The sequence below is a fragment of the Metabacillus sp. GQ13 genome, from assembly GCF_059758525.1.
Genome location: NZ_JCAXET010000013.1, coordinates 125,815 through 152,207 on the forward strand (window position 1 = coordinate 125,815; position 26,393 = coordinate 152,207).

Here is a 26,393-nt window from a genome sequence, read left to right on the forward strand (position 1 = left end):
ATTATTTTAAAATTTCTTTTCTACTAGTGATTTTCACCCCCAAAGACTTTCTCAATATCATGTTCACCTCCAAATAAATACAATTGATCACCCGTCTTTAGTTTTTCTTGATCTAGCTTATTCCTTATTTTCACATCACCTCTTTTGATAAATAGTAGGGCAAAGCTGACTGTTTCTTGCTTTTCCATTATCTCTTTCAGAGTATTGTTAATATAAGGAGAGTCACCATTTACCCGGAACTCAAAGACTCGATATTCTTCTTCAAGTGTTACTTCTCTAAGTGGAATTGAGGGTATTTTCTCCTTTTTCTCCTTTTTATATTCAAAATACCTTAAAAGGAACTTTTTCACTAAAGGAGTCTTTAACACAGCAAAAAGAAAGAAGACAACACCAGCTACATAAAGGATTCCACTATTTCGTAAATCGTCTTCCAATAAGCTACTTACCGAAGAAATAATAACAGCTAAAGAAAATGCACCAAATAATATTAAAAAGATACCCATCTTTCGACGAAAGGGATGAGATAAGATTTGCTCTGATTCACCTGTTGTAAAGCCTGTCCCTGTCATCATCGAAATAACCTGAAACCTTGAAACCCGCTCCTCCAATCCTGATAAATGAAACAAGATCACATGAATTTCAATTACAGTCATAATGATTGTAAAATAGATAAGCAGAAATAGAAGGGTCATCACATCTCACCACGTATTCTATAATTTAGAAGAAAAAAGTTGGCTGGGATAATTGCACGCCCCAACCAACTGTAATCATACCTCCTTACCTCTATTACTGTTTTATCTCATTGTAATATTTCACCGAGTACATTGCTCCCTCACTTACCATTTTATTATCTTCAAGGTCATGAGGATCTGGATGTCCTCCTTTTTCGACTGGTAGTGACTGACACTTATCAATTGCAGATGGCTTTACTTTTCGTTTCCAATCTCTAAATACATTTTCCATTTTAATTCTATTTTTTTTAGAAGAAACCCATACCATAACTGACGTTCCCATTCCTACCATCACCATTGATTTTACTTTTATCATTCGCTTCATGGTATACACTTCCTTTAGGGATTTTTTTAAATTCTATTTTGTTATAACCTTTTGTGATTTCTTGTTAAATACCCCTTATTCAACAATCAAAACATATAACCCAATGAACGTTGTGCTAATAACAACAAAAATATTTAATAATCTTACAAAAAATCTAATAAAAGGTTTCATTTCCACAAGTCATGGGCATTGTATAGAGCATAAAAATCTAAAAAATAAGTAGGGATTATATGAACGAAAATAAATGGAAGTGGCAGCAATTAACTAGTCATGATATAGAGGAAATGAAGAAAGAAGGAAACATTGAGTCTAGCCATTTAAATATAAATATAATAGAAGAATTTCAAGAAAATACAGCAAATTCTTTGAGAATTGAATTCCCTGAGGATGATTCCTACTATATTATGAAAGGTTCTCTTGTTTATGATCAAAACTTAGAGGATGAAAAAGATTATAAAATTTTCCATTTTTATCTTTCAAATGAAACGTTAATAACAGTTGATTTCGATCTAACTATTTTTAAACATTGTGATACAAATAGTATAACAAATCATATGAAGATAATAGATAAACCTATTGAGGGGTTTTCACTCATTGTTAGAGAGTTACTAACTGAATACTTAGTAAGCATTGATGATTTTGAAGATAAATTGAGAAACCTAGTTTGGGGAATTCATCAGAAAAATAATACAGATACTCTTGACAAGGTTTTTAAACGACGGCAGGAATTGCTTGTTTGGAAGAATCTCCTTATTCCGCTCAGAGAAATAATATTTGCCATTGAAGAGTTATGTCTTGATGAAATCAGTAACAATAAAATCTATAATCACACCGAAATCCGCTTAAAAAGAGCCTTGTATTTAATCAATGAATATGAACATGAAGTGGATTCGATTATCAATTTAGAGGAAGTTATTTCTTCACACCGTGGTAATGAAATTATGAAAACTTTAACAGTTATGACAGCTATCTTTACCCCTGTAACAGCATGGGGAGCACTATGGGGAATGAATTTTAAACATATGCCTGAGTTAGAATGGACCTACGGTTACCTATTTTCTTTAACTCTCATCATTCTTTCAATGGTTGCAGTTTATATTTATTTAAAAATGAAAGGTTGGACGGGTGATCTTCTTCGAGGTAAAAAGAAGGGCTCTTTTTTCAAATAGAAGTTTGTTAACTTCCCCCCTACAAAGTTGGGAAGCACCATTGTGGGAAATAAGCCACAATGGTGCTTTTACTTCCTTCATATTTTCTCTTGTTGGTCGACTTCTATTCATCTAGTAATAATTGATAAATCACTTCTTCATCTTTCCATATGCCTTTCATTCCGCGTTGTCCATACATCACTTTTGCTTCATCAATTGTTCCCTTAAATTTGAGTACGCCCTTCTTTAAGACAACAATTCGATTGCATAGAGTTAGAATTTCACTCATATCATGCGTTGTATAGACAATTGTTTTTCCCTGCTCAGCTAGAAACTTCATATATTCATTTATTTCTACCTTTGTTTGTAGATCTATACCTACTGTTGGCTCGTCCATTAATAAAATATCTGGATCATGAAGTAATGCAACAGCAATATTTAGCTTTCGCTTCATTCCTCCTGATAAAGTCGATACTTTATCACCCCACCCATCAAGTAACCTTACATCTGTACAAACTTTGACCATTCTGTCATTTGTTATTTTTCTCTTATGGAATTTACTCCAAAACTGCAAATTTTCTTTTACTGTAAGATCCTCCCAAAGTGATATTTCTTGAGGTACATAACCAATTAATTGGCGAATTTCCCTTTTCTGTTTTTCTATAGAATAACCATTAACTATGACTCTTCCTTTTGTTGGTTTCATCGTTGTCGCCAAAATTGATAAAAGCGTAGATTTTCCAGCACCATTTGGACCTAACAACCCTACAATTTCACCACTATTTATTTGCAATGAAACATCCTCCAATATTCTCCTTCTTCCATAGTGACTATTTATGTTTTCAATCGATATCATGAATTCGTAACCTCCCAATTGAAAATCCCAATAGTAAGGTACCAGCAATAAAGGGATAAATTAGACCTAATAATGATACATCCATTTGAAAAAGTATTGTCTGTGGTAATAAGTTAGTCAAAAATTGATATTTACCTAAAAGGTCACCAATAGGAAAGAAACTCCCACCAAATACAGCTACGATTAAACTAACAAAGACTCCAAAGACATAATAACTACCAATATGTTTGAACATACTCGCTGAATAACTTGCTAACCCAATACAGAAATACAAATAGATAATCATAAAAATAAATAATAATAAATCATACTCTATTAAATTAAAATAGAAAAATAGGTAAAAACATAAGCCTGCTTGCACGCCTTGCAATAAAAAATTTGTTGTTGATGTTTGAAGGAGATAAGATGGTAATCCGGTATAAGTTGTTCGAACTCTCATAATCACTTGATGCTCTTTGATTATCCAATCCGAAAGAAGGAAACAGGTTACCATCGTAAAGAAACTCCATAGTCCTAAAAATGGATTGAATGGACGGTGATTATTATCCTTAACTTGTTCTACAACTTCTGTTGATACTTCACTATAATCTATCGTCATCAGAGGTTCCGGATTCCATTGATCATCCGTGTAATCATACGCTTCATTCCATAAACTCTTTCGTATTTCCCCATCTAAATCAGCTTGTTTATTAAGACGTAGCACTTGATTAGCAGCTTTAATAGAACTAGTTATTCTTGTCACTTCACTTCCAAGTACTTCTTGTACAAATGAACTTGCAACAGATGAAGATGATGTTTTAATATCAATAACATCTTCCCTCTTCTCTTTCAGTAAATTCTTTTGAAAGTCCTTATTTATTACAAAAATACTGTCGATCTCACCTTTTTCTAACATATCAGCTGCTATCTCCTCTGAAGACGGATGGACCACTAGTCTAGATTGCTCTTTCATTCTCTTGATAATTATCTGTGATAGACTAGATTGGTCTTGATCGACAATTGCGATCGGTATAACCAAATCCTGCTGTTGCTTTTGAATCAGTCCACCAAATATGATCGTTACTACTAACGGTCCGATCAAAAAAAGAAGAGTCGCAGGTTTATGTATCAAATGTTTTAACCTCTCGATCATGATATCCATTGATACTATACTCCTTTCCTAGAATGGAAAACATTTGCTGTCTTTGCCATGAAAGTGCCAAAAATAGAAATGATAAGAAATCCATATATATACAGTTGTAATGGATATGGAGAAGTTTTCTCAAGTAGTACTAAAAAAAATTCAAACACCCAAGTATTCAATGAATAATAGCTTAGCTTTTCAAGCCAGTCAGGATAATAAATAACCGGAATAAAATGTCCTCCTGATATTGTACCGAATAGAATGTATACCACACCTACAGCTTGGTACCATCTTTCATTCCTAAAAATGGATTGGAGAAATGTAAAAACTGCTGAGTACATAAAGGATATTATGAAAATCCCTCCAATAAAGCCAGTCATATGTTGATCAAACATTTGCTCTTGCCAATAGAATAAAGGAAATACAAGAATAAGTGCACTTATCAGAACAAGAATAAAACTGGATAAACCTGTCGAAACAGTGGTTTGAAAGGCTGTTACTCCCATCGATTGCAGTCTTGTCCTAATAGGATATTTGATCACTTTATTAAAAATCATTTGACCAATAAAGCTCCAAATCATTAGGAGAAGAACATAAAAGGAGATGGCATAATATTGAAGAAGGCTTTGCTGAAATAAATAATTTTGCTTACTATCTAAAAACAGTTCACTTCTTCCTAAAACATGTAATGAAAAAGATACGATTGTTCGCTTAATCTCCTCATTTCGCTCAGAATGTGATATGCCTATCTTTTTCATAAAATCATTAACTGTGTTAATTCCACTTTGAGCAGCAGATGTATAATTAGCTGCACTCTCCAATACATACCGAACAAGTTGTGCCTGCAAGGGACGATGCTTATTACCGACAACTTTTACTGGTGTATTAATTCCTTGCGCTACATCTTTACTAAAATCTTTTGGAATATAGATAATGGCTGCTAGTTCATTTTTTTCCATTAATGATTGCGCATATCCTTCATCTACCTGCAGAGTGGTCATTAATTTATTCATCTCTTCATTCTCAGTTAGTTGCTGAATAACAAGCTTTGTCTCAACTGTATTGTCTTTATTAACAATGGCAATTTGAAAAGATGATACGCGACCTTCTTCTTCTAATGTACTTTTTCCAATAAGTACAAAGATCAATAAAAAGAAAATAGGACTAAGCCACAAAATAGTGGCTGTTCTCCTATTTTCCCAAAGGATCTTTAGTTGAAATAACGTAAATAATAGAATATTTTTCACATAAGACCTCTCTCTGACTTTTTGTACTCATCCAAAATATGAAGGAAACAAGGTCAATTGTACTTTGACGAAGTTTGATTCCACCTTCTTTTTAATCCAAATCGTCTACCTGTACATTCCCTAGTAATCTTAATAGCTCTCTAAATTTTCTTCATCATAGAATGCATCTTCGTAATACTCTTCTTCAAAGTATTCTTCTTCATAAGACGAACCAAATAAATCTTCACTACTTAATCCAAACTTTTCGGCTAACGTTATGATATTCGTACCGACTGCCTCTTGGATTTCATAGATTTGTTCTTCCGTTATTTCAGCAACATTTATCGCTTCAGATGATTCTGAATCTAACTTTGGCATATCAGCTTTCTTTTTCAATTGAGTTTTCGAATCAACAGTCAACATGACTGTTCCTGTATCATACTCATCCTCAACATTAATTTCTACATCATATTTTTGATTCGCGTATTCCTTTTTCAAATTAATGTCCCTTGTTTCAACGATCGTTCCGGTAATTCCGCTTGGTACATCAGAGAATTCACCACCTGATGCATTTAACTGAAATTCACGGTTAATCGTTTGTTTACTGCCCTGTTTCCCTTTGAACTTCGAGGTCATATCTAAGTCTATTTTACCATCTAGCTCACCATATGTTTCAGTGTAAAATGATAAATTTAAACCTTCAACTTTATTGTCTGACTTTTCATTTTCTATTTCATTGCTCATTTCAAATGCCATTTTATAATCTTCATCTTCAGATGTTAAGGAAATCTCTAATTCTTCCATTCTCTTATTATCTTTACTAGGAACATTCTTCCCTAATATAGAAATTTTTACAGGCTCTGATCCATCATTAATAACCACCGTCATATTACGGTCAATAATTTGCTCATTGTTATCAATCAACAATACAGACTTAAAGCCTTCTGTGAATTTAACATCTTTTAGATCTGATTTTACATCCTTTAATCCTTGAATAAATTCTGCTTCCAATTCTTTCGTATTAAAATCTTCTTGGTTAACGTCATCAATCACTGCTGCATTTTCTGCTAATTTTTCTACTCGTTTCATTATCATAGAATGTAACTTTTTGTCATCTATAATCGAATCAATAAAATCAACCATTAATTGATTGGTCTCAGATGGCGACAGCTCGAACGTCACTTTTGTTAATTTCAATCCTTCATAATTAATCCCTTTATTTTCACTGAACTGTTCATCCTTCAATTTTGATAAAAGAAATTCAGAGTACCGCTTTTGTAAGTGTTCTTTTTCTTTATCTGTTAACTGAAGTTCTTTAAATTCAAGTTTTGATAATTCTAACGTTTCAGGACCATTGTAAGCCGGATCTGTCATTCGCATCAATTCACCAAATTGATTAAAATTCAGAAAAAGAAACTTCTCATATAATAATGGCACTTTTAGTCCAAATTGATCAGTAGATTGATAAACTTCAATATCAATCGCCTCTTCCTTCGCTACATTAATGCCTACGGAGTAAAAACCCTCATTCGTTAATGGGCTTACTTCAGATTTTGCTGTAATTGATGCTTCGCTTAATAGATCTTTTAGTAATTGTACATCTGGATCTGCCTCTAAGGAATCAATTTCAAAATTCCCACTTAGTGTCACTTCATTACTCGATGGCTGTTCCAATGCCTTTTTTTGAAATTCAATGGAGTTCCCATATTCTTTGTCAACACTTTCAATCATTTGCTGATACGATTTGTATTCCGCAAGTAAGTACAAGTCCTTAGGTGATTTATTTAGTAAGACAGCAGCTGCCGCTCCCATCCCAATAAGTACAATAACGGCTACGATTAGAATTGGCATCTTTACTTTAAAAATTTTCTTACCTTTCCCCATCACTGGCTGCTGTTGGTTTTGATCTATCTCCAAATTTGCAGCAACCTCTTGCTTAGCTGTTTCAACTTCACCTTCGAATTTCGCACCACAGGATGTACAAAACTTGGTATTTTCTTCATGTTGTATTCCGCAATTCGAACAATATTTCATTTTTTCCTCCCTAATTTATAAGCTTATTTATTCTCTAAACCTACTGTTTTTCTGCATCTTCTATATCTGTATATGCAGAAGTAATAGCGGAAAATTTGTAGGATAAGATTCTTTTTACTGCTTCATTGATTCTTTCTTCAGATAATTTGTTATCTAACACAGCCATTTTTATTCCTTTTATGACCTCTTGTTGGCTTTCTAACGTGTGACAAACTAATAGTAGATCTGCTCCGGCTTCAACTGCTCTGAAGCCTAAATCTTGATAGCTAAAATATTTATTTACTGCACCCATTTCCAGGTCATCTGTGACAACTATACCATTATAACCCAATTTATCTCTTAATAGGTCCTGAATTATTATTTGAGATATACTTGCTGGATTTTCCTTGTCATATGCGGGGTACTTAATATGTGTAACCATTGTAAAGAATGATTGGTTATTAACTTCTTCTATCATTATTTTAAATGGATAAATATCATTATTCTCAAGATCTAATCGATTAGCCTCTACCGAAGATGTTTCATGATGTGGATCGATATCACTTCGTCCATTACCAGGAAAATGTTTTAATGTTGCTGTAATACCTGAAGCCGTAAAACCGGTAATAGCTCGTTTTCCTAGTTCACTTACTGTCTTTGGATCTTCCCCGAAAGATCTACTATCTGTTGTTGATAAATCTAAAACTGGAGCAAAGTTGACATTCACCCCCATCGCTTTTAACTCCTGACCATTCTTAAGTGCTGTTTGATAAACCTTCTTTAAGTCTCCACCTTTTCCTAACTCTTGTTGTGAGGGGATATCAGAAACCTGGTTTTTCATACGAACAATTTGACCACCTTCCTGGTCAATGCTGATTATTAGTGGGATTTGGTTGTCAGTCTTTAACGCTAAATGTTGGAGATTATTTGAAAGTTTAGCTACTTGTTTTGGTGTCTCCATATTTCGATCATAATAAATAATTCCACCTACATTGTATTCCTCGACCATTTCTTTCACATGCTCATCTACCTGTTTGCCAGGAAATCCAATGACCATTAGCTGTCCGATCTTTTCCTCTAATGTCATTGATAGAAGAAGTTCATTCACCTTTTGTTCGATAATCTCTTCAGTTTCACTTGGCTTAAATAAGGTAGTTGTTTCATCCGTGTTATCTACTGGTTGATTTTCATCAAGGAGTCCTTTTGATTCAGTTCCTCTCACTGACACTTGCTTACCTTTATCGGACTGGTCTTCGGCTTCTTTTTCTTGTTGCGAAAATATGAAACTAATTATTCCAGCCCCGATAAAAAGGAATACTACAAAAATATATTTCAGGCGATTATTTGTGGTTTTTTTTCTCATTATTCCGTTCTGGTTGCTAGTTTTTCTAATTCTGACTTATCAAGTTTCCAGCCTTCATTTTCTTCAACTAGGTTCCAGTTTCCACCCCATTCTTGAATTAATGTTGAAACATCTTCTTTCATCATAAGATAACATTTTAATTTATAAGCTTTTGTAGATGAATCTTCTATCCTTTACAATTTCTAGATCAGTTACTGCATCCTTTATGTTTTGCTGAAGACCCTTCGTCCAACCATCATTTGTTATCATGAATTTTCGAGAAGATGAAAATAGTTGATAAGCTATTGTAAAATCACTTGTGAAATTTGATTATGATACGCAAGGATCATATCCCTATTTGCTTCTTATCGTTGTATTCATCAGCATCTTCAAAGAATTCTTCATAAGCTTCTACTTTTTCCACTTCTTTAAATACAATGATTAGCTCTACATCTGTTGTATCCTTCTTCAAGGTTACAGCTTTACTCTTTTTGGTACCTTCATCAACTTTCCTTTTTGCAAAAATTTCAACTGAGCCATCTAAAGGAACTGGAACAAATTCGTTTATCTCCCTATTTCCTTTTTAGTACTCTTTTCTTTTACAAATAAACCAGTATCATCTTAATTAGGATATACATCAACATAATAATCATTCCAGTTAAATTGAAGAGACAGTGATTGATCTTCTGTATCTTATTTGTCAATCTTTCCGTATTCTTCATTTCCAATTCCTTTTACTTTATATTCTCCGGGGAGTAGTGGACCAATTATTCAATTTTAACTTGGAGGTGATTTTTATCTATAAATGGATTCGCTTACTGCAGAAACAAGAATTTACAGGAGATAACCTTACACATAACGTTATATAATCTAACCATGTAGTTTATAACTTAAGTAATAAATAGACGGACGATTTCATTCAGCTACGTTTGTTGACCTTCCTTTAAATGAGGGGAACATGCTGTGCTCTGGAACTGATACGGATGTAGAAACGAATTTCCTCAGCACCAGAATTTTTACAATTCACTAAGAATTCGTGATGTTATGGAACGGAAACAAATAGAGGATGAGCGTTTCCGTAAAATATTCGAAGCGACACCATGTTTGATATCACTACGATCTTTAGAAGATTGGCGTTTTATCAATGTGAATAACAGTTGGCTAACCTACTCAGGTCACATAAATTATGAAGAGATTCTTAATCAATCTACCGATTCTTCGAAGATATATTATGAAACATGAAGATAGTGGTGAGGCCGTTATTGAGATGTATGATCTAATCCACCCTATTCAAAGTGTTAGAATTTAATATTTAAACAAATCAGGGGAATTGCGAGAAGGGTTATTGTCCACTGAGATTATCAAATTGCATGGAGAAAAAAGCCTACTTTCAGTTATTACTGATATAACCGAAAGAGTGTTAGTTGAGAAAGAAATGGCACGGTTAGACAGACTAAACTTAGTCGAAATGGCCTCAGGTATCGTTCATGAAGTCCGTAATCCAATGACAACAACCCTCATATCCAAGCGAAAGCCATGTACTTCGGTCACCAGGTCGTGCTTGAACTAACGTCATGTCCAGAGTTACAAGTCAATGAAAGAGAAATACGCCAATTAATACGAATCCTTTCACTAAATGGACTTGAAGCGATGTCAACTCGGGGAACTTTAACGATTAAAACCTATCATTCTGATGACAACGTTGTATTTTCTTTACAAGATCAAGGTTCTGGAATAAAAAAGGACGCCATCGATAAAATTGGAACACCTTTCTTTAGTACCAAGAAAAATGGAACTGGTCTTGGCTTATCAATTTGTCATAAAATGTTTATGAGCACAATGGTACAATCAAAATTGATTCTAGTGACAAAGGGACAACATTTACGGTTTGTTTCTCTTATAAAATAATATAATTATTAGCTTTCTACTCAAAAGTATAATCACCTATAATCACCCATAGTACCTTATCTACTAATCGAGTTATCCCAATTAGGTTGCTGAGCTGAGCAGCCTTTTATTAGAGAAATTCTCGGTCTTTCAAATCGAGAACAGTACCTTTACCATATTGGCTAGTCACATGGCTTGATGGACCAAGAGTTTTGAGAAGTTCCCCTTCATTTTCAGATTACATCTTAAATCTCCACTTCTAAACTCGTTAGTACATTTCTGTATTTCGTGGGAGTTGTTGACGTACATTTTTTAAAAATATGAACAAAATATTTGTAATCTTTATAGCCAACCATTTCTGCAATTTCAAATACACGGTATGGAGTTTCCTTTAAAAGAATCTTTGCTTGGTATAAGCGAACTTCATGTAAATAATCATTAAAATGTTTCCCTGTTTCCTGCTTAATAATCTGGCTGAAGTAATTCGGTGAAACATTGATCACATTTGCAACTTCAGAAGCCTTCAAATCACTAGCATAATGCTCTTTTATATAATGAAGTGCTTTCTTAATTAACCAACGCTGACTTCCGTCTGCAACAGAATGTTGATAAGAGATATAATCCTCTATATCTTTGATAAATAACTCCTTAATTAAGCAATAAGAATTGTAGAATGTTACATTGACATCTCCAAATAATCTTAACGGTTGTTTAATAGGCATCGTTAATTGTTCTACCACTATCTCTCTTAAACTAGAAACAACATCCTCGAGAAGCCAACTATTTTTTTCGAAATAAATAAAAAGGTTGTTCACAAATTTATCGAAAGACGATTCATCATTATGTAGGATTTGTTTGAATTCCTTTTTTACCTTGTTTAAATCATCTTCCCTATGATTTAAACAGATTTTTGAAGCGTTAAATACATGTTGCTTTTTTGTATGAGCAATCTTAATCCCATCCAAGCTTGTTTGATAGCTTTTTTTTATTTCAGTCAGATCCATTGCAACATCAGAATAGCATAATCGAATTTCTATCCCTAATAAAAGACTAATAGAAGCGGTTATTTCGACATATTTATCGTTTGCTTCCAAAGAAGCTTTACAACAGGTCAATAACTGGTTTTCATCCGTAAATATTGATACCGCTACTATATCGTGTGTTCTAAGTTCCTCGTCCATTTTCTCTTTCCACTTACTTTTAACACTTAGTTGTTCATCTCTACTCATATATTCCATCGTATTTGCACAGTCTTTCATTTCACTGCAAAGAAACTGATATCCACCTATATCATTAACAGTTGTATTTTCAAGAAAATCTAACTCTTGCTCCAAAACGATTGAAGATAAGAGCTGCTTGATCAAAGAGATTTGTTGTCTCTCTCGATCTTTTGCTAATTCTAATTGAATTGTCTCTACAAGCTTGATAAGTTCATCAATATCTACTGGTTTTAAAAGATAGTCTCTTACCCCCAGCCTTATTGCCCGTTTCGCGTATTCGAATTCATCATATCCACTAATAAAAATCATATGAATATGTGGAAAGTGATTTGAAACATTTTCTGCTAAAGCTAAACCATCCAATACCGGCATACTAACATCCGTTATAATGATATCAACATGCTTCTCTTTAATAATAGATAGAGCCTCTTCCCCATCATATGCCTCTCCTATTACTTCCACGTTAAGCCCTTGCCAAGGTATAGTCATTTTTAAACCTTGGCAGATAATAGGCTCATCATCAACAATTAACAATTTCAGCGTCAAACTATTCACCCACTTTATTATTCGAAGCGTTTTCATTATAAGGAATAAACATTCTTACCCAAGCTCCATGGGTATCCTTTTCGATAATTGAAATACCTGCTTTATCCCCAAACGCTAAATATAATCGATCTTGAATATTATTTAATGCGTAACCATCGCTAATATTTTGTTGGAAGTTCTTCTTTGGAAAGCCTTTCCCATTATCAATTACATCAATAAATAAGTGTGAATGTTCTCGATAACATCGCAAATATATGTTCCGTGTCGTACGAAAATCTTCAAAGCCATGGTTAATACTATTTTCGATGAGTGGTTGAATCATTTGTTTTAAAACAGTTGCCTTTAATACCTCGTGATCACAATAAAAAGTGAAAGTTAACTTATCACCTAACCTCCGCTTTTGTAGCTCTAGATAGATTTGACTATATGATAACTCATCCTTTAATGAGATCCAATACTTGCCTCTATTCAAACTAATTCTAAACATTTTTGACAGCTGCTCAATTAACTTACTTGTTTCCATGGCGTTTTCTAGCCTTGCAGTCCAACGAATCATGTCTAGAGTATTATATAAAAAGTGAGGATTAATCTGACTTTGAAGTAATTTCAATTCAGATTCACGGCTTCTTATTTCCATTTTATATTTACTATCTATTAGATACTTTAAGCGATCAACCATTTGATTAAATCTAGATGCCAGTACTCCAATTTCATCACTTGATCCCTCAGGAACTTTCGCATTAAAATCACCTTTTTCTACTCGCTCGGTCTGCCTAGTTAAATGGACAATTCGCTTAATATTAAAATGATAGAAACCAACCATTGCAAGTATGCCAAACATTGTTAAGGCAAAAATCATCAGTTTAATTGATTTTTGAAGTCCTGTTAACCCTTCTGCAACACTCCCCTTATCTACTACCGCAACTAGAGATAAATTCGTGTCCTTTAATGGTTGTGTGACAAGAGTAAATGTCTCTTTATCCTTTTCAAAATTGATTGTTCCTGCTTTATTTTCTAGTGAGTTAATCGCTGTTAGTAAGGTTTCATCGCTATATCTTTTACCAACGTAATGTTCATTATAATGTAGCACTACTTGATTGTTTTCACCAAGTACAAACAATTGCTTTTGTCCCCGAGAGCCTGTTTCCATTAGCTCATATAATTTGTTCACATCTAGTCGTATTGTGACCATACCTATAGGTCTAGAAACATTATTGATATCATTAATAACTCGAAATAAACTAATCACCTTACTTTTCCGTTGCCAATAGTCGGTTACTGTATAGGCACCACTCCAGAAGGCCATACCTTCTAATTTAATTGCTTTTTTATTCCATTCTTTTTCATCATCATTTAGTAAGGGTGAGCCTATATGAATTCGGTTCTTCATCATACCTGTTAGAGTAATAGAATTCATATACGGCTTAGAATTCAAATGAAAAACAGAATAACCAGTAATTCGATCCTCCAAGTCCTTTAAAATGATTTTATGTTCAGGGGTATTACTCGTATTCAAAAATCTACTAAAATCTTCACTATAGATCATATATGAAGAAATATCTTCTATATCCTGAAGAACAGTAGTCAAATTCTTTTCCGTTTTTTCTAAATGGCTTTTCGTATTATTAATTGCCTGTAATTGAATGGCATGGTTGGCTTTTGAATATATAAACAAACTAAACGCAAACATTGGGATAATGATTAATACAACAAAGATTAATAGGAATTGCCAGATTAACTTCCAGCGTGAAAAGAACAGGAGTCGTTCCATACTATCTCCTTCTCCTCTTAGCTTTAATTTACTTTATCTGTATAGCATTAATACAGTTTTCTATCCTTTTACTGCACCTGCTGTCATCCCTTTGACGAGATGTTCTTCAAGTAACAAATATATAACAACAGTTGGGATAATTGCAATTGAAAGTCCAGCCATTTGTGCTCCATAGTTTGTCGTAAATTGACCGGCAAAGTTTGCTAGACCAAGTGGCAATGTTTTAAGAGCTTCATCATTTATCAACACTAACGCAAAAGAAAATTCATTCCAGTTATTTATAAAGTTCAATATGACAACAGTAGCAAGTGCAGGTTTTGTCATTGGAAGGATAATTGACCAAAAAATCCGAAATACTCCACAACCATCCATGATGGCTGACTCTTCAATATCATTAGGGAATGCTCGCATAAAACTGACCAAGATAAAAATTGTGATAGGTAAATTAAATGCTATATAAGGTAAGATTAACCCGATATGTGTGTTTAATAAGCCTAAATTCTTCATCAATAAAAACATTGGTACTAACGTTGCATGAATTGGAATTAACATCCCAAATACAAAGAATCCATACATAGATTTACCCCATTTAAACGTAAAGCGTGCTAAAAAATAAGAGGCAAGTGCACCAGCTAAAACTGTGATGACGACTGCAGCTACTGAAACAATTAAACTATTTAAAAAGTAGGTATCAAGTCTTGCCGTTTCCCATGCTGCTGCATAATTTTCAAACATCCATTCTATTGGTAGTCCAAAGGGATTTTTTGCAAATTCAATATTACCTTTAAATGAATTTAAGATCATCCAAAGAATTGGATAGGCATTAATTAGCGCATATATACTAAGTAATAGGTAAATGATTGTTTTTTTTGTGTATTTTGTTGCTCGTAGTTTATGATCTTCGATACTAACTTTCTTCTGATTTTTGATAACGGTTTGTGGCAAAAGAAATTCCTCCTCTCAATCCTTAATCTGACTTTTTTCTAAGAATGATCGTTGATAGATAAACGAGACCTAAACTAAAGAAGAAGATAAATAAAGATAACGTACTTCCATAACCATAACGTGTGGAAGAAAATGTTTGATCGAACATATACATAGCCAATACTTCAGTTGAATGACCTGGACCTCCTGCTGTCATGACATAAATAAGATCAAACGTTCTAAGGCTCCCACTAATACATAAAATCACCGCCACAATAATCGTTTCCCTCATCATAGGAAGGGTGATATGCAATGTCTTTTTAAAACCAGATGCCCCATCAATTTCTGCCGCTTCATATAGTTCTTGTGGGATGTTTTGTAAGGCAGCTAGAAAGATAATTAAATAGAGACCTACAAATTGCCAAATAATTGTGATACAAACTGAAATCATTGCCCATTCTGGGTCACCAAGCCAATTTTGCGTCCATTTTTCTAAACCTGCATTTTCAAGTAATTGGTTGAACAACCCTCTTCTTGAGTTATACATCATCCCCCAAACTAACGAGATGATGACCGTTGAGATGACAACTGGCATAAAACCTAACGTTCTAAATATCTTTCCACCCTTAAGACTTCTATTCAAAAGCAATGCAAAGAATAATGCTATTGGTATTTGCCCAAAGACTGAAGCAGCCACGACAAATAAATTATTCTTAAGAGCTAGCCAGAAAACTTGGTCAGTTAAGGCTTCTTTAAAATTAGCTAGCCCTACAAACCGCATATCGGTAAATCCATCCCACTCCATGACTGAATAATAAAAGGAGATAATGATAGGAATAATCGCAAATAATATATAAATGATAAAAGCCGGAGCTAAACCAATTATAGCTGGCCATTTATTACGACTTAATAAATGCATGGTTTCCCTTCCCTCCTTGGTAAGAAAAGCGCAAGCGCACGTTTAGCGACGTATGAACTGGAGCACTCCGTATGAGATAAAGGAAACACGAAGAGCAATAGGATTCGATGTTGACTTATCATAAGGAGGAGGGTGAAGTTCACTAGTCACTGGGCGCTGGAGCTAGACACCTAAAAAATATAAAATAACATATGAATTCTGCTATTGGTAAAAAGGGAAATCAAGATCCCGTTGTCCTGATTCCCTCCTATTTAAATTAGATAAGTTAAATTATGCTTGTCGGACTGAACAAGTCGCTTACGCTTTTCTTAATTATTTGTGTTTATCGACAGCTTCTTGTAGCTTTTCACCAAGTTCTTTTGGTGTCATCGTTCCAATCGTTACTTCTTGTAAGCCGGAATTAATCACGTCTGTTACATCAACTGGAACTGTTGCATCATAAACAGGTGTTGTTTGCTCGCTCATAATATCAGCAACTTCTATAAGTAAGGGACTGACACCTTCAGGTGGTTCTATGTCAGCAGGTACCAATACATCAGCTTTCATTAATTCTTTGTAATAATCCTCTGAATAGAATTCCTTTATAAACGTTCGGGCAGCTTCTAATTTATCTCCCTCAAGCTTACTATTTAAAGCAATTCCAGTTCCTGTAACAGCAGATACAGCTGCTGGATTACCATCTCCACCTTCAAGAGAAGGGAACGGTGCTATCCCAATATTTTCTCGATCTTCAATTCCTTCTAATACAGGTCCTAACGACCATGCTCCATCAATCATCATTGCAGCATCACCTAGAATGAAAAGATCTCGATGTTGATTGTTGTCAATTGAATTGTAATCCTCATTAAATGCTTCTAGCTCAGCTAATTCTTCAATAACTTCAACCGCTTTTATAAATCGCTCATCGGTAAATTTAGCTTCTCCGTTTAATACTTTATTTAAAAAGTCACTACCAGTCATTCGATCACCAATTGTTGAGATATAGCTTGATTGTAATAGCCATTGACCTTTATTTCCGAGTGCAATTGGTATTGTATCACTTGTTTTTAACTTCTCAATCAAACCTTTGAAATCTTCATATGTTTTAGGAAATTCATCGTAACCTATTTTTGATAGCATCTCTTTATTATAGTAAACAAGACTTGTTGGTGTTATGTTTGCCGGTACAGCATATTGATTATCTTCAACCTGATAATCCTTTAACATACTTTCATTTATTAACCCATCCCAATTACTCATAATATCATTAAGCGGCTGGATTAATTCCCCGTCTACTAATGGTGTTAGTTCTGCTCCCGGCCAAACTTGAATTAAATCTGGAAGCTGTTTCCCTGCTGCTTGCGTTTTTACTTTTACCTTAAATTGATCATGTGGTATGTTTTGCTGTTTTATCACGATATTTGGATTATCCTTCATAAATTGCTCAACCTGGGCCAAACTTGCTTCATTCTGGGGAGATGGATCGGTCCAGATATTCCAAAATGTTAATTCTATTTTTTCTTTATTTTCCTTTGTCGTACCAGAAGTTTCATTCTTACTGTTACCTGAACATGCTGTCATAATGGATAACATCAAAACCATCATAATAGCAACTAGACTTATAATCTTATTTGATCTCATTCTCACTTACCCCCTGTAAAGAAAATTTTATCTCAACTAAATTGTAAACGCTTTCTACTAGATTGATAATCCTAAAAAATTAAGATCTTATCCTAAAATTTCACTAACTATATAAGATTTTTATACATGTTATTAATTTTGCACTTTTCTCCAAAAAACGATGATACAATCAACTATCAAGTATATGGAGGCTAGGAGTGGCATGCGAACAGTAGCGTAGCAGTGGATGAAACAAACGGTGCAGGTTTGAAACAGAATGGTCGTTAGATTAACACTGTATTTTCTGCAAGGAACAGGGGTATGAAAGAATCTAATTTAAATGCATGGGGAAATCCTGCTGTTTCCTAATTACCAATTAAAGAGGGGCCATATGATTCAAAGGAAGGAATCGGATCAGTAAAGAGGAATCAAAAAGTGACTATCATTTCAACAAATGGATCTTGGCATAAAATTAAGTTTGGTAAGACATATGGTTATGTATCAAAGACCTATATTAAGTAACATACATTTAAACAAATACAAAAAAAGGACCTGATTTGGTCCTTTTTTTGTATTTAACATCAAATCAATGGTGAATAAGTTCCCACCCCTTACACAACTAATAAGAGTCTTCTTTAGCATAGAGCCAATGAGAAAAGTTACTTACTTTGAGCTTCAATCATTATCGCCAGTTCTTCTTTTGAAGGTCCATACACGCCAGGTACTACTAATCCAGCTTGTCTCATAAGTACTGTCATTTGACCTCGATGATGGATTTGATGTTGCAACAATGATACCAACAATGTCCCAATGGACATCTCTCGACCAAATACAGTTCTTACTGCACTTAGAGTCTGATCAGTCCATTCCGAACTGACTGCCTCAACAAAAGCATTACTTGCTTTTTCATAGCTTTCAGCGATATATTCTGCTGAAGTTGGAACGGGTAATTCCTCAGTTGGTGCTTCAAAAATTAAACCTGATTGGGAACCAATGTTTTTAATCGCTGTCACAATATGCCATGAAAGACGGCCTAAATCCCAATTATCTGATGTAATTTGTTGTTTAAGTGATTCATCGGTTAGTTTGCTATATACTTTTATAGTTGTCTCTGCTTCGAATTTCCATGACTGTAAAAATTCTTCCTTTGATTGGAACATTATTCGTAACCTCCTCAAATTATCTTCCCTACTACTTTCGTTACAAAGAGATGATTACCTTCTCTATGTAGTCAAATCTTTGAAGTATTTTCCATTATTTAATTCATAAAAAGTGTTCAAAGTTTTCACCTTAATACATTAAAAACAAATAAAACATAGTAGATAGACGAATGCGCTACAAAGATTCTAACTTGATAACGATAGATATAGCATAAAAAATCATCCATAGATATCCGCATCCTAAATTCTAACATGAAATCTCTTATTATTTTTATTATTCTAGATTTTATCATTTTTCTTACAAAAAATAACGTAAAAAGGTAAACAAATTAGAATTCTAATTTGTTCACCTTATCCTGTGTGACCGTTTCTATACTTAATACAAAATGAGCTGAATTGTTAGCTTACAAAGGTTAGATTCTGTCTGACCAACGACTTTTTATTTGTGCGTCTCCATAAGAATAATGTATACGCAAGTAAAACAGCGATAATGAGATAATTAAATAGGAACGGGCTTTCATTATGTCCCATAAAGTTAAAGAAATTATTCAATCCATGGAAGGCGATTGTAATGATAATAGATTGATTATTAACGATAAGTAAAGACAGGACAAGTCCAACTAAAAAGGCATATATAATTTGTAGACTTGTATCTTCAATTGATTGTCCACCTAAAATTTGTAAGGAATGGGTGATACCAAAGAGAATACTAGATACTAATACTGCAATTTTTACACCTTTAGAAAGCAACATCTTGAGCATAAAACCACGAAAAATGGTCTCCTCAATAAATGCAACGACAAAAATTTGCATGATGAACATATATACCAAATCCGTGATAGATGAGGTATCTAATCCTTTAGATCCCACTAGTATGAATATTAATACTAGTATTAATGGAGAAGATAGAAGAAGGTTGCTCATTGTTAATTTGGGCATTAATTCAAAGAAATAATGATTCCATTTCTTTTTCACTATGAGATAAATGAAAATACCTACTGCCAAAGGAACTAATCCGATAAATTGTAATAGAGGGCTAGTTGGTTCTGTAATTGATGCATATGCTCCGTTGGCCGTAAAAAAAATGATTAATAGTACTTCTAACCCAATAATGTTTAAGATAATATTTTTCAATAACTTCCTCCATTCTGGTGAATAGCGATTTGGTTCCATATAAACATCGGACATTTCATTACCTACACAACCAAACTTTATATCATACAATTCACATCATTAATACGATTTGGAAAATATGAGGTTTCACTTTCTTTGAAAATAACAAATAAATATCTCTTCGCTTATTAATTCCTGAAAAATTTAAAAAAGTGTTTTACCTTTTTTAAAAGTAGAACACCTCATATCAAACATATTTTAGCCATAATAACCGAAGACATTTAAGATAATAACTCCAATAACGGTAAAGCTTAAACCTCCAACAATTATTAAGACAGAAGTTCTAATCCTTTTCGTATCAAACCAGGCAATTAACCCTGTTACAATTGTGAAAATAACTCCAAAAAATAATGAGGCATACGGATTAGTCGGTTGAATCCAATCATACCAATCTAAAAAATTCATTAAATCACCTCGTTTGAATTTAATTTTTTATCTATGAACAAATTATTCGATTAACAAGAGTTCAACATATCATCAAGTTGAAAGGCAAATGAAAGGAACACGAAGTCTTGCCCTCGAACAGGAAACCATTCCTAGACAACTATAACTTCGTTCATTCCACTAAACTTATCAATACAGGTAAATCATACCATATTTTCGTTAAATTACCATTAAAATAATATGATTTCTAGATAAAATGTCAGTATCTTATGTTGAACATGTTTAAACCTGAATACTTATAAACAGTTAGAAACATATTAAATTTCAACGACTAAAGTAAAGTTATTAATTGGTTAATAGTTAATTAGAGCAAGGCATCCTTTTAGTCCGGTTTCTAAGTTCATAAAATTTCTATCTTCTTGTAAACGAAAAAAAGGCTTAAAGTGAATCAAGCCTTTTCATATATGGATTGGGTTTATTTTTGTTGATTTACTGAGCTATCTGTATCCTTTGTTCTTAAATAGTTAAGGTAGTTTGTTTTATCTTCAAGCTCTCTTTCCAGATAACCAAGATACGCAAATAACAAGCTAATATCTTTTGTTAATTCTCCCTCTTCATTTATATACTTTTCTCTTATTTTTTTGACTTCCTTTTTCACAATCCAACTTTCTCTACTGTCATCCTTCTCGCTAACATCAAAGTCTTTTACATCAATAGTTGGTATAAGTTCAATCCCCATAAATCGTTTCACAGGCTTCTTTGCGTCTTTATTTATCGAGTAAACGAATTTTTCCGTTTCTAGTTCTACTAATGCATCAGGGTGTATTTTAATTGATTTTGGAATAACATCCTGATTGACTATAAATTGCTTTAATTGATCGACAACCTTCATTACAGACACCCCCATTTATAAGCTACATTAAGCTGTACCTTACAACTTATTCACATTGGGGCTAAAAAAGTACAACCACTATAGAGATAGATTAACAAGTGTTAGATATTCAATATTTTACTGTTTCAACGTTTCAAAATCAACCACACGATGACAAAGTCTCTGGATTAACTTTGCATCATGACTTACAACAATCATTCCCATTTGCCTCTTTTTCACAATTTTCAAGACTGCATTCCAAATCTGTGCTTGTGTAATAGCGTCGAGCATCGTTGTCATCTCATCCGCTATTAGTATCCTTGTATTTGGACCGAGAGCACGGGCTACACAGAATCTTTGAAGTTCCCCACCAGACAATTCATTTGGCCATCTTTTTAACCATTCTTGCTCAATCCCTAAACAATCCAGCAACTCTCTATCTGGATTCCATCCTTCATTTAAGGTTTTCTCCATTTTCCACCTAGGATTTATTGCCTTTTCTGGATGTTGAAAAACTAATTGGATGGGATAATACTCATTCTCCTTAGGTCGTGTTCCATTTAATGTAATACGACCTTCTTGTGGGAGCTCATAGCCTGATAATACTCGACAGATAGTTGTTTTTCCACAACCACTTGGACCAGTCAATCCGACTATTTCACCTGGATCTACAGTTAAAGAAACATTTTTAAAGAGCCATGGTGCTTCTCCATATCGAAAGGAAATCTGTTCCGCTTTAAGTTGCATGTATACACCTTACCATTCCTCCGCGCACTTCGTTCATCTTTGGACGCGCTTTTCTACATTCCGATGTAGACATTCCACAACGTGGTGCAAATAAACAACCATCAGGCAAGTCATTTGGATGGGGACTGGAACCTGAGATTGGAATAAAATCATTTTGAGGGAGTGCATTCCATAACGCCCTAGTATAAGGATGGCGTAACTCTTCACCTTTCCCATTAAAGTTTGCAACAGGTGCAATTTCAACAGTTGTACCTGCGTAAAAAACAGCGATCCTATCAGCAATCGTAAGTGCTGATTCAATATCATGGGTAATCAACATGACAGCACGGCCAATATCAGCAAATTCTCTAAAATGGTTTAGGGCTTCGGCCATCACTATAGGATCTAGACCTGGTGTTGGTTCGTCAGCGATAATAAGACGTGCACCACTAACCATCGCCGTCGATAACAGTGTTCTTCTTGCCATCCCACCTGATAATTGAAATGGATACATTCCCTCAACATTTGACTTTAATTGATACCGTTTGAAGACTTCTCTCTGCGAAGAAATCCTATCATTGTTATTCGCTGAGGTACGTACTTGTTTTCCGACACGCATTAATGGATCTAAATAATTCACTGATTGAGGTACTAGAGCAATCTCTGTTCCGCGTAAAGCACTTTGACGACTAGATGTAAGCTCTTCACCTGCAAAGTTTATTGTTCCACTCATCCGAGCATTGCTAGGCAAGATACCTAGAATTGCGTGAGCGAGTAAGCTCTTTCCAGAACCACTAGCCCCAACAACGGCTAGGATCTCACCTTCCTGAATCGATAAAGTCAAACTAGAAATGACTTGAAGTGTATGTTGCCGGAGCCCACTTGTATATTGCTTAAATGATATAGATAAATCTTCTACTTCAAGGATTGCCATAACAAATCTCCTTGCTTCTCTAAGTATCCTATTCTATTCATGCGCTCTATTTGGGTCAATAAGCCATCGAACCTTTTCCCCAATCACATCAAACACCTGAACAATGATTAGTAAACAAAGGCCAGGAAAAAATGCAAGCCACCACATACCTGAAGATAAGTACTTCATAGATTCAGAAAGAATAATCCCTATAGCAGGTTCATGTGGCGATAGACCAAGACCTAAGAATGTTACAGCTGCTTCGTGTAATATCACATGAGGAAACAATAAAATGAATCCAACCAAGATTTGTGGAAAAATATGAGGTGAAATATGCTGTGTCGCTATCCACAAACGTGATTTCCCCATTTTCTTAGATACATGTACAAACTCATTTGTTCGGGTTTGCATCACCTCTGCCCGGATGACACGAGCTAAACTAGGCCAATGAGTAAGGGCAATACCAATAACAATCCCCTTGAATCCCCCACCTAAAGTAAATGAAATGAGAATAAGTGTGACGAGATGTGGCACACTCAAGAATAAGTCGATAAGCCATGAAATAACCTGATCAGCAACTTTCCCCATTGTTGCAGCAATCACTCCGAATAGGAGCGCAATAAAAGTACTTCCAACAGCTCCTATCAGACCAATTCCTATACTTAAAGAAAGTCCCATAATCGTACGAGAAAACATATCTCTACCTAACCAATCAGTTCCAAAGAGATGGTCTAAAGATGGTGAGGTATTTCTGAGATTTAGGTTTGTTGAAATCGTCTCCTCATCAAGAATAATGCCTCCTACTACAACACATACTAAAAGAACTAAAGCAAGAACAGTAGCAATAAGTGTTCTTGTTCTCTTAGATATTAATTTGAGGGAATGAATCATAATGTCCTTCCCTCCCTCATCCTCGGATCAAGTAGATGATAAATAAGATCAGCGATTAAATTTCCAATAAAAACAAATAGTGCACTAAAAATAACTAATCCTAGTAAAAGAGGTACATCTCCGCGTAAACCTGCTTCCACTGTTGCTTGTCCAAGTCCTGGATAGGAAAAGACCTGTTCTGCTAGAATTGCTCCTCCAAATAACTCGCTAAAAGCCGCAAATTGTAAAGTGATAGCAGGAATAGCAATATTGCGTAGCCCGTGTCTCCAAAACAAGATAAATCCTTGTTCTCCTCTAGCTCTCGCAAACAAGACATACTCACTATCAAGTACATCCATTAACTTCTGGCGCGTGTGCAACGCAACATTCCCTACCCCAACAATACTGAGTGTTGCGGCTGGTAAAACGAGATGTCTTACTCGATCCCAAATCGTGACATCATCAGCAAGAACTCCTACTGGAACCCCCAATCCGATTGGGAACCAACCTAGTGACACCGCAAAAATGATCAACAATAATAATCCCATCCAAAAGGTAGGTGTTGATGCAAGTATATAGCAGTATCCTCTAATCAATCGATCGATCCAGGTATTCCTTTTCATCGCCGCAATAACACCCATCACAAACCCTATTACCCCAGAAAAAATCCAAGCTGTTATCATTAATGAAAGGGAATGTAGAAACCTTTCACCAATAATCTCTGAAACTGGTTGACGGTATATCATTGACGTTCCTAACTCACCTGCAAGTATGGCTGTACCCCAGCTCCAAAACTGCTCAATAACTGGTTTGTCTACACCCCAATATTCAGCGATTTTCTCTCGTTGCTCAGGACCTACCTTCAACATATCAGCACCTACATATGCCTGTATCGGATCAATTGGAGAGCTTTTCATTAACAAAAATGATATTAAACATATCGCAAATAAAAGCGAAGCAATTCTTAACACTTTCTTTAATAAATAGATTCCTATACTAATTAGTGCATGTTTGGTCATTTATTTATTCCATTTCCAGTCAACAAGGTTATCTGTCACTGGCCAACCATGGCCATGAGGATGAATTCTTTGATTACCTATATCCAGCCTTTCATTTACTAGATATAAATGATCAATATTAACCAACCATGCCCAAGGTGCATCTCCTTTTGCACTTAACCCAGTGCTTCCATCCCATTGCGCCTTTTTCCAGTATTCATTTGCATCCTTTTCATTAGTAGCATTTAGAGCCTTTTCAAGGTATGTATCCACTGTTTCATTTTTATAAAATCCAGTATTATAATAATCTACACCTGCTTCTTCGCTACTATAGACGTTATACATTTCAAGAGGATCATGACTTCCCCATCCCATCAATACAGCATTCGAATACATCTTCTTTTCAATCGTATCCCAGCTTTCACCTTCGATGTTTATGTTTATACCTAATGGTTTCATCATATCTGCTACAGTTATTGCAAGAGATTGTCTTGTTAAATCATCTGCGGGATAATATAAGGAGAATTCTGCCTTTAAACCTTCTTTCTCGAGAGTCCCATCATCATCGTCATCCTTCCATCCTGCTTCAGTAAGAAGCTTTTGAGCTCCATCAAGGTCTGCATCTGCATGGACGGTTTTTGGATTCCACCATGGAAGTCCATCTACTGATGTATATGCTGGTGTTCCATGGCCATTTAATACACCATCAACAAGTGCTTCGCGATCGATTGCTAAATTAATTGCCTTTCGAATAGCAAGGTCAGCTGTTACATCATTTCCAACAGATAAACCTGTACTCGACAACTCTCCGGATTTCACAAAAGGAAAGGCGATCCCACGGTTATCAACTGTTTTAACTGCTTCTAAGCGCATATTCGATACATCTTGTTGGCTAAATGAAGCAGGAATATAAGCAACATCAACCTGACCTGCATGTGCAGCAGCAAATGCTGCATCTTCATTTAAAAAGATAAAGGTAACCTTTTTAAAGAAAGGAATAGGGTCATAATACTCTTGATTAGCCTCTACGATTAGTTGTTGACCCTTGTCCCACTGTATAAGTTGAAATGGACCAGATCCAATCGGATTCGCCGCATAATCATCACCATAAGCATGCTTTGGTACAATCCCTGTCGCAATTAATGAGTTAATAAATGTTGATTGTGCTTCCGTTAAAGTGAATTTTACTGTATATTCGTCAGTCGCTTCCACTTTCTTTACTACGTTAAAATCAACAACAGAACCATTCGTTAAAGCTGTTTCAAATGTAAATTGTACATCAGCTGCTGTTAAGGGCACACCGTCTGAAAATTTCACATCATCCCGTATCTTAACGATCCATACCTTACCATCGTCACTTACATCGTAGCTCGATGCCAAATCATTTACGATAGCAAGCTCATCATCTCTTTTAAAAAGGGTACTTTGGAACAGCGGTGATCCATATCTACCCCAACCTGTTGTCGGATCAAATCCTGTTTCTGGCTCCGCTCCAACAGCCAGAATTAGCTCCTCTCTTTTCATCGTGACGCTATCCTCAGCTTTTTCAGAAACATTTTTCGAGGTTGAGCAAGCTACTAAGATGAGACAACAAACTAAACAGGCCAATCCAAAACTGAATACTTTCTTTTTCAAATAAATCTCTCCTAAAACGACAAATAAACTTAA

Annotated in this window: 28 protein-coding genes; 5 read left to right on the forward strand and 23 right to left on the reverse strand. The window is 34.8% G+C overall.

What is annotated here, in order from left to right; all coding sequences use genetic code 11:
• Positions 1–23 precede the first annotated feature (23 nt).
• Together AC6CHR_RS16870 and AC6CHR_RS16875 are read right to left on the reverse strand one after the other, a co-directional pair.
• Entirely contained in the window at positions 24–653 is a 630-nt protein-coding gene (locus AC6CHR_RS16870) for a cation:proton antiporter regulatory subunit (protein WP_498250159.1), read from the reverse strand.
• A gap of 133 nt (positions 654–786) precedes the next feature.
• A complete protein-coding gene (locus AC6CHR_RS16875) occupies positions 787–1,056 on the reverse strand; it encodes a YbyB family protein (protein WP_498250160.1) in 270 nt (89 codons plus the stop codon).
• A 230-nt stretch (positions 1,057–1,286) separates the two neighbouring features.
• On the opposite strand from AC6CHR_RS16875, the gene AC6CHR_RS16880 reads away from it, so the two are divergent.
• Positions 1,287–2,225: a magnesium transporter CorA family protein gene (locus tag AC6CHR_RS16880; protein WP_498250161.1), complete on the forward strand. Its 939-nt coding sequence runs from the start codon at positions 1,287–1,289 to the stop codon at positions 2,223–2,225.
• Between the two features lie 103 nt (positions 2,226–2,328).
• Here the strand turns inward: AC6CHR_RS16880 and AC6CHR_RS16885 are convergent, their stop codons facing one another.
• The 7 genes from AC6CHR_RS16885 to AC6CHR_RS16915 form a co-directional block, all read right to left on the reverse strand.
• Positions 2,329–3,060 (reverse strand): ABC transporter ATP-binding protein, encoded by a 732-nt coding sequence (locus AC6CHR_RS16885; RefSeq protein WP_498250162.1) that lies wholly within the window; start codon positions 3,058–3,060, stop codon positions 2,329–2,331.
• The gene (locus tag AC6CHR_RS16890) at positions 3,047–4,201 is read right to left on the reverse strand and encodes an ABC transporter permease (protein WP_498250163.1); all 1,155 of its coding nucleotides are present in this window, start codon (positions 4,199–4,201) and stop codon (positions 3,047–3,049) included. Before AC6CHR_RS16890 ends, AC6CHR_RS16885 begins: the two co-directional genes overlap by 14 nt.
• Positions 4,202–4,206: 5 nt before the next feature.
• Positions 4,207–5,430 (reverse strand): ABC transporter permease, encoded by a 1,224-nt coding sequence (locus AC6CHR_RS16895; RefSeq protein ID WP_498250164.1) that lies wholly within the window; start codon positions 5,428–5,430, stop codon positions 4,207–4,209.
• Positions 5,431–5,559: 129 nt separating this feature from the next.
• A complete protein-coding gene (locus AC6CHR_RS16900) occupies positions 5,560–7,443 on the reverse strand; it encodes a zinc-ribbon domain-containing protein (protein WP_498250165.1) in 1,884 nt (627 codons plus the stop codon).
• A gap of 40 nt (positions 7,444–7,483) precedes the next feature.
• Positions 7,484–8,785, reverse strand: coding sequence for a beta-N-acetylhexosaminidase (gene nagZ / locus AC6CHR_RS16905; protein ID WP_498250166.1), 1,302 nt, complete (start codon positions 8,783–8,785; stop codon positions 7,484–7,486).
• The gene (locus AC6CHR_RS16910; protein WP_498250167.1) at positions 8,785–8,910 is read right to left on the reverse strand and encodes a hypothetical protein; all 126 of its coding nucleotides are present in this window, start codon (positions 8,908–8,910) and stop codon (positions 8,785–8,787) included. Before AC6CHR_RS16910 ends, nagZ begins: the two co-directional genes overlap by 1 nt.
• A 200-nt stretch (positions 8,911–9,110) precedes the next feature.
• Positions 9,111–9,332, reverse strand: coding sequence for a TcaA 3rd/4th domain-containing protein (locus tag AC6CHR_RS16915; protein WP_498250231.1), 222 nt, complete (start codon positions 9,330–9,332; stop codon positions 9,111–9,113).
• Between the two features lie 476 nt (positions 9,333–9,808).
• Between AC6CHR_RS16915 and AC6CHR_RS16920 the strand changes: the two genes are divergently transcribed.
• From AC6CHR_RS16920 to AC6CHR_RS16930, 3 genes are all read left to right on the forward strand, one after another.
• Entirely contained in the window at positions 9,809–10,006 is a 198-nt protein-coding gene (locus AC6CHR_RS16920; protein ID WP_498250168.1) for a PAS domain-containing protein, read from the forward strand.
• Entirely contained in the window at positions 9,951–10,073 is a 123-nt protein-coding gene (locus AC6CHR_RS16925; RefSeq protein ID WP_498250237.1) for a hypothetical protein, read from the forward strand. Before AC6CHR_RS16920 ends, AC6CHR_RS16925 begins: the two co-directional genes overlap by 56 nt.
• 248 nt (positions 10,074–10,321) lie before the next feature.
• The gene (locus AC6CHR_RS16930; protein WP_498250169.1) at positions 10,322–10,672 is read left to right on the forward strand and encodes an ATP-binding protein; all 351 of its coding nucleotides are present in this window, start codon (positions 10,322–10,324) and stop codon (positions 10,670–10,672) included.
• Positions 10,673–10,896: 224 nt separating this feature from the next.
• On the opposite strand, the gene AC6CHR_RS16935 is transcribed toward AC6CHR_RS16930, so the two are convergent.
• The 5 genes from AC6CHR_RS16935 to AC6CHR_RS16955 all read right to left on the reverse strand — a co-directional run bounded on the left by AC6CHR_RS16935 (position 10,897) and on the right by AC6CHR_RS16955 (position 17,651).
• Entirely contained in the window at positions 10,897–12,417 is a 1,521-nt protein-coding gene (locus AC6CHR_RS16935; protein ID WP_498250170.1) for a response regulator transcription factor, read from the reverse strand.
• A gap of 1 nt (position 12,418) precedes the next feature.
• Positions 12,419–14,188 (reverse strand): sensor histidine kinase, encoded by a 1,770-nt coding sequence (locus tag AC6CHR_RS16940; RefSeq protein WP_498250171.1) that lies wholly within the window; start codon positions 14,186–14,188, stop codon positions 12,419–12,421.
• A 60-nt stretch (positions 14,189–14,248) separates the two neighbouring features.
• Positions 14,249–15,094: a carbohydrate ABC transporter permease gene (locus AC6CHR_RS16945; protein WP_498250232.1), complete on the reverse strand. Its 846-nt coding sequence runs from the start codon at positions 15,092–15,094 to the stop codon at positions 14,249–14,251.
• Positions 15,095–15,155: 61 nt separating this feature from the next.
• A complete protein-coding gene (locus tag AC6CHR_RS16950; RefSeq protein WP_498250172.1) occupies positions 15,156–16,031 on the reverse strand; it encodes a carbohydrate ABC transporter permease in 876 nt (291 codons plus the stop codon).
• 312 nt (positions 16,032–16,343) lie between these two features.
• Positions 16,344–17,651, reverse strand: coding sequence for an extracellular solute-binding protein (locus AC6CHR_RS16955; RefSeq protein ID WP_498250173.1), 1,308 nt, complete (start codon positions 17,649–17,651; stop codon positions 16,344–16,346).
• A 354-nt stretch (positions 17,652–18,005) separates the two neighbouring features.
• Here AC6CHR_RS16955 and AC6CHR_RS16960 point away from each other — a divergent pair, with 354 nt between their 5' ends.
• Positions 18,006–18,152, forward strand: a complete 147-nt coding sequence (locus AC6CHR_RS16960) for an SH3 domain-containing protein (protein ID WP_498250233.1) — start codon at positions 18,006–18,008, stop codon at positions 18,150–18,152.
• A 137-nt stretch (positions 18,153–18,289) separates the two neighbouring features.
• On the opposite strand, the gene AC6CHR_RS16965 is transcribed toward AC6CHR_RS16960, so the two are convergent.
• From AC6CHR_RS16965 to AC6CHR_RS17005, 9 genes are all read right to left on the reverse strand, one after another.
• Positions 18,290–18,790: a DinB family protein gene (locus tag AC6CHR_RS16965; protein WP_498250174.1), complete on the reverse strand. Its 501-nt coding sequence runs from the start codon at positions 18,788–18,790 to the stop codon at positions 18,290–18,292.
• Between the two features lie 399 nt (positions 18,791–19,189).
• Positions 19,190–19,963, reverse strand: coding sequence for a CPBP family intramembrane glutamic endopeptidase (locus AC6CHR_RS16970; RefSeq protein ID WP_498250234.1), 774 nt, complete (start codon positions 19,961–19,963; stop codon positions 19,190–19,192).
• A gap of 198 nt (positions 19,964–20,161) precedes the next feature.
• On the reverse strand, positions 20,162–20,368 hold the full coding sequence (locus AC6CHR_RS16975; RefSeq protein ID WP_498250175.1) for a hypothetical protein: 207 nt from the start codon (positions 20,366–20,368) through the stop codon (positions 20,162–20,164).
• Between the two features lie 454 nt (positions 20,369–20,822).
• Positions 20,823–21,239: a hypothetical protein gene (locus AC6CHR_RS16980; protein ID WP_498250176.1), complete on the reverse strand. Its 417-nt coding sequence runs from the start codon at positions 21,237–21,239 to the stop codon at positions 20,823–20,825.
• Positions 21,240–21,356: 117 nt separating this feature from the next.
• Entirely contained in the window at positions 21,357–21,965 is a 609-nt protein-coding gene (locus tag AC6CHR_RS16985) for an ABC transporter ATP-binding protein (RefSeq protein ID WP_498250177.1), read from the reverse strand.
• Positions 21,955–22,878: an ABC transporter ATP-binding protein gene (locus AC6CHR_RS16990; RefSeq protein WP_498250178.1), complete on the reverse strand. Its 924-nt coding sequence runs from the start codon at positions 22,876–22,878 to the stop codon at positions 21,955–21,957. The genes AC6CHR_RS16985 and AC6CHR_RS16990 overlap by 11 nt, the downstream gene beginning before the upstream one ends.
• A 33-nt stretch (positions 22,879–22,911) precedes the next feature.
• Positions 22,912–23,748, reverse strand: a complete 837-nt coding sequence (locus AC6CHR_RS16995) for an ABC transporter permease (protein ID WP_498250179.1) — start codon at positions 23,746–23,748, stop codon at positions 22,912–22,914.
• Positions 23,745–24,746, reverse strand: a complete 1,002-nt coding sequence (locus tag AC6CHR_RS17000; protein WP_498250180.1) for an ABC transporter permease — start codon at positions 24,744–24,746, stop codon at positions 23,745–23,747. Before AC6CHR_RS17000 ends, AC6CHR_RS16995 begins: the two co-directional genes overlap by 4 nt.
• Complete coding sequence (locus AC6CHR_RS17005) at positions 24,747–26,360, reverse strand: ABC transporter substrate-binding protein (RefSeq protein WP_498250181.1); 1,614 nt, start codon at positions 26,358–26,360, stop codon at positions 24,747–24,749.
• Between the last annotated feature and the right edge of the window lie 33 nt (positions 26,361–26,393).